This is a genomic window from Mesorhizobium sp. M1A.F.Ca.ET.072.01.1.1 (assembly GCF_004023325.1).
GTDB lineage: Bacteria > Pseudomonadota > Alphaproteobacteria > Rhizobiales > Rhizobiaceae > Mesorhizobium.
The window spans coordinates 1-4,621 of the sequence record NZ_RZSF01000429.1 but is presented as its reverse complement, the minus strand read 5'-3'; the positions used below and the strand labels follow the sequence as shown (position 1 = coordinate 4,621).

The 4,621-nt window shown below is 65.8% G+C and carries 4 protein-coding genes and 1 pseudogene; all 5 read left to right on the top strand.

Going from position 1 to position 4,621, the window contains the following annotated elements; all coding sequences use genetic code 11:
- Positions 1 to 256 (top strand): annotated as a pseudogene (locus EOA32_RS33475) (hypothetical protein); the annotation flags it as partial.
- Positions 257 to 360: 104 nt separating this feature from the next.
- Positions 361 to 2,070 (top strand): type I secretion system permease/ATPase, encoded by a 1,710-nt coding sequence (locus EOA32_RS33470; protein WP_245499480.1) that lies wholly within the window; start codon positions 361 to 363, stop codon positions 2,068 to 2,070.
- A gap of 1 nt (position 2,071) precedes the next feature.
- Entirely contained in the window at positions 2,072 to 3,499 is a 1,428-nt protein-coding gene (locus EOA32_RS33465) for an HlyD family type I secretion periplasmic adaptor subunit (protein ID WP_128374006.1), read from the top strand.
- 136 nt (positions 3,500 to 3,635) lie between these two features.
- A complete protein-coding gene (locus tag EOA32_RS33460) occupies positions 3,636 to 4,286 on the top strand; it encodes a TetR/AcrR family transcriptional regulator (protein ID WP_128374005.1) in 651 nt (216 codons plus the stop codon).
- 57 nt (positions 4,287 to 4,343) lie between these two features.
- Positions 4,344 to 4,621 (top strand): acyl-CoA dehydrogenase family protein (locus EOA32_RS33455; protein WP_189407584.1); only part of this gene is annotated, 278 nt, incomplete at its 3' end.

The window sequence follows — 4,621 nt, the reverse complement described above, 5'->3', positions numbered from 1 at the left end:
GCATGATGCGGTGGCCTTGGACGGCGACCAATTCTTGTTCCGTCACGCCTCGCACGCCAATCCGGACAACGCGCCGGATCCGTCGGACCATGTCCAGCAGGCTGTGGAACGGGCGGCAGCGGGGCTGCACGACCACCTGCCGGCCGACAATCCGGTCTTTGCCGACGCGGCCGATGCGGCGCAGTCCGCGATCACCAAGATCCTGGCGCAGATTGCCGGCCATTCCGACCATCAAACGACGGAACTCGTCGGCTGATCCATTCACCGCGGGCCGCGCCTCGATCGCGGCCCGCCAACCCGCCTCAAGCCGGGCGCGGTTTTTTCGGGGGTAACCATCTGACACGCTCGCCTTTAGCTGACCTGAAACCTTCCGAGCTTCGCAAGGCGCTCGCCTCCTTCCGCGGCCCGTATGCGGCCGTCGCCGGGCTCAGCGGCCTCATCAACGTGCTGATGCTGTCCGGTTCGCTGTTCATGCTGCAGGTCTATGACCGCGTTCTGCCTAGCCGCAGCGTGCCGACGCTGGTGGCGCTGATCATTCTGGTCGCCGTGCTTTATGCCTTCCAGGGCGTCCTCGAAGCGATCCGTGCGCGCGTGCTGACACGCATCGGCGCCGGCATCGACGAGCTCATCGCCGGCCGCGTCTTCAACTGCCTCGTGCGGCTGCCGCTCAGAACGCCTGATCGCGGCGAAGGCCTGCAGGCGCTGCGCGACCTCGACCAGGTCAGCGGCTTCCTTTCCGGCCCCGGCCCGGGTGCGCTGTTCGATCTGCCATGGATGCCGCTCTATGTTGTGATCTGCTTTCTTTTCCATCCGTGGATCGGCGTCGCGGCGCTCATCGGCGCGCTGCTGCTGATCGCGCTGACGGCACTCACCGATCGCCTGGTCCGCGCCCCGACCAAGGCAATGTCCGGCTTCGGCACAAGGCGCGGCGCGATCGCGCAGGCGAGCGCCCGCAACGCCGAAGTGCTGGCCGCGATGGGCATGGGCGAGAGGCTGGCCGGGCGCTGGAGCCAAGCAAACAACGCCTTCCGCGAGGCGCAGGCGCAGGCGAGCGACCTGACGAGCGGATTGGGTGCGGCTTCGCGCATCATGCGCATGATGCTGCAGTCGATGGTCCTGGCGCTCGGCGCCTATCTGGTCATTTACCAGCAGGCCACGCCCGGCATCATCATCGCCAGTTCCATCCTGACATCGCGGGCGCTGGCGCCGATCGAGCTCGCCACCGCCTATTGGAAGCACTTCCTCAGCGCGCGCCAGAGCTGGCAGAGGCTGGTCGATCTGTTTGCCGCCTTTCCGGTCGACGATGGTGGCATGGAGCTTCCGGCGCCAAACGCGACACTCGCTGTGGAAACCGTCGGGGTGACGGCGCCTGGTGGACGGCGCATCCTGCTGGAGGATATCGACTTCTCGCTCGGCGCCGGCTCCGGCATGGGCCTGATCGGCCCGAGCGGCTCCGGAAAATCGTCGCTCGTGCGCGCGCTCGTCGGCGTATGGCCCACGATGCGCGGCAAGATCCGTCTCGACGGCGCTGCAATCGAGCAGTGGCCGGCGCAGGCGCTTGGCCGCCATATCGGCTATCTGCCGCAGGATGTCGAATTGTTCGCCGGTACGGTCGCCCAGAACATCAGCCGCTTCGACGAGAACGCCATGCCGGAGGCGATCATCGAGGCCTCCCAGGCTGCCGGCGTGCACGACATGATCCTGCGCCTGCCCGAAGGCTATCAGACCGAGATCGGCGAGAGCGGCGCGGCACTTTCCGCCGGACAGCGTCAGCGAGTAGGCCTGGCGCGCGCGCTGTTCGGCAATCCGTTCCTCGTCGTGCTCGACGAGCCGAATTCCAACCTCGATGCCGCGGGCGACCAGGCGCTGACGCGTGCCATCGAAGGCATCAAAGCGCGCGGCGGCATCGTCATCGTGGTCGCGCATCGCCCAAGCGCCCTCGCCGCGCTCGACCACTTGCTGGTGCTGAATGGCGGCAGGCAGCAGGCATTCGGGCTGAAGAGCGAGATCGCACGGCAGGCTTTGCAGCCAGTGACAAAACCGCTGCATGCGGTCGGATCGGCGGGCTGAGATGAAGTCGGCAACTCCCGATTTCAAAGCCGATGCGTTGCGCGTGGTGCGCGACATCGCATTGTCCGCCAGGGCGCGCGCGATCGCGCTGCTCGACCGCGGTTCGAAGCCGATCGAAGGTGCTTCGCCCCAGCAGCAGCGCTTGCGTCAGGCCATTCGCAGGAACGTCCGGGCGGGAGCGATCGCAGCGGCGCTGCTTGTCGGCGGGCTCGGCCTTTGGGCGGCATCAAGCAGTCTTGCCGGAGCCCTGGTCGCAGGCGGCCATCTGGTCGTCGGCTCGAACGTGAAGTCCGTCCAGCATCCGCAAGGCGGCGTCGTCGGCGCTCTCAACGTGCAGAACGGCAGCACGGTCGAGGCGGGCGACGTCCTGGTGCGGCTGGACGACACGGTGGCGCGTGCCAATCTCGCCATCGTCGACAACGGTCTCGACGAGCTCTCTGCCCGCCGCGCCCGGCTGATTGCCGAACGCGACGGCGCCCAGGCGGTGCTCTATCCCGAGCAGCTGTCGGGAAACGCGCATGCCCCTCAGATCGGTCATCTCATCGACGGCGAGAACAGGCTGTTCGCGCTGCGGCGGCAGGCGCGCGAGGGCAAGATTTCACAGCTACGCGAGCGCATCGTGCAGTTCCGTCAGGAGATCGCGGGTATCGAGGCCCAGCTCAGGAGCAAGCAGCAGGAGATATCCCTCACCAAGATCGAGCTCGAGGGCATGCGGGACCTCTGGAAAAAGAAGCTGGTGCCGATCTCGCGTCTGGCCGATCGCGAACGCGCCGAGGCAAGGCTCGACGGCGAAAACGGCCAGTTGATCGCCGCCGCCGCGCAGACGCGCGGGCGCATCAGCGAGATGGAACTGGCGATCATCCAGATCGATCAGGACATGCGCAGCGAAGTGGCGGGCGAACTGAGGGAGATCGACGCCAAGTTGAGCGAACTGCGCGAGCGTCAGATCGCGGCCGAGCAAACGCTGAAGCAGATCGATATCCGCGCCCCGCAATCGGGGCGGGTGCATCAGCTGGCCGTGCACACGATCGGCGGCGTGATCGCGCCCGGCGAGGCGATCATGCAGATCGTGCCGAGCGCCGACGCGCTGGTGGTCGAGGCGCGCGTCGCGCCGCAGGACATCGACCAGGTGCGCATCGGACAGAACGCCACGCTTCGCCTTTCGGCCTTCAGCCAGCAGATCACTCCGGAAGTCGAGGGCCAGGTTGACCGTATCTCGCCCGACCTCATCGAGGACCAGAAAGCCGGGGTCGCCTATTACGCGGTGCGCATCGTGCTGACGCAAAGCAGCCTCAAACAGGCGGGATCGCTGGAACTGAAGCCGGGAATGCCGGCGGAGGTGTTCCTGAGAACCGGCGACCGCACGGTGCTTTCCTATCTGCTTAAGCCCCTGACCGATCAGGCGAGCCGCGCTTTCCGCGGCGACTAAGTCGCTCCGCTCTACAGATCCAGCCGAGGCTTGCGTCAGACCGATTGCAGGCCATTGCCCTTCGGCCTGAACACCTTCGCTTGCCCGCTTGAATTAATTGAACGTTCGTTTTATTATCTGCTTCGCAGAGGCAGACATGGCACGCACCACGGGTTCAGATGGCGAAAAAACCGAGGCGGCCGTCCGCGAGGCAGCGGTCGGGCTGATCGCGCGGCTCGGCTATGAGGCGATGTCGATGCGCCAGCTGGCGACCGAAGTCGGCGTGCAGGCCGCCGCGCTCTATCGCTATTTTCCCACCAAGGAGGATCTGCTGTTCACGCTGATGCGCGAGCATATGGAAGGCCTGCTCAAGGCCTGGGATGACGCGCGCCCGGCAGCGGCCGATCCGGCGGCGCGGCTCGCCGCCTATGTCGAGAACCACATTGCTTTCCATATCGAGCGTCGCCATGCGACCCATGTCTCCAACATGGAATTGCGCAGCCTCTCGCATGAGCGGCTGACGCGGATCCTCAAAATGCGCACGGCCTATGAGAAGGAATTGCGCGCGATCCTGCGCGACGGCGCCGAAGCCGGTACCTTCGAGATCGACGATGTCGGCCTCACCGCCATGGCGCTGATCCAGATGATGACCGGCGTCATCGTCTGGTTCCGTCCGGGCGAGCGGCTGTCGATCTCTGAAGTCACGGAGACATATCTTTCGATGACAAGGCGGCTCGTCGGCGCGAAGATCGGCGCCGGCAGCGCAACGCGTCCCGTCCGACGCGCAAAGGAGGCCGCGGCACTTTGATTTCGCGCATTATCCTTATCGAAGTCGATTTCGGGGTCACGCGCCGGGAGGAACGCCATGTACACCAATACGCTGAACTTCGGGCTTGATGCCGACATCGAGGCGTTGCGCGATACCGTAAGGCGCTTCGCACAAGACAGGATCGCGCCGATCGCGGCCGATATCGACCGCTCCAACGAATTCCCGGCACATCTGTGGGGGGAGCTCGGCGCGCTCGGCCTGCTCGGCATCACCGCCGATGCCGAGTTCGGCGGCAGCGGTATGGGCTATCTCGCGCATGTCGTGGCGATGGAGGAGATTTCCCGCGCATCCGCCTCGGTCGGCCTCTCCTACGG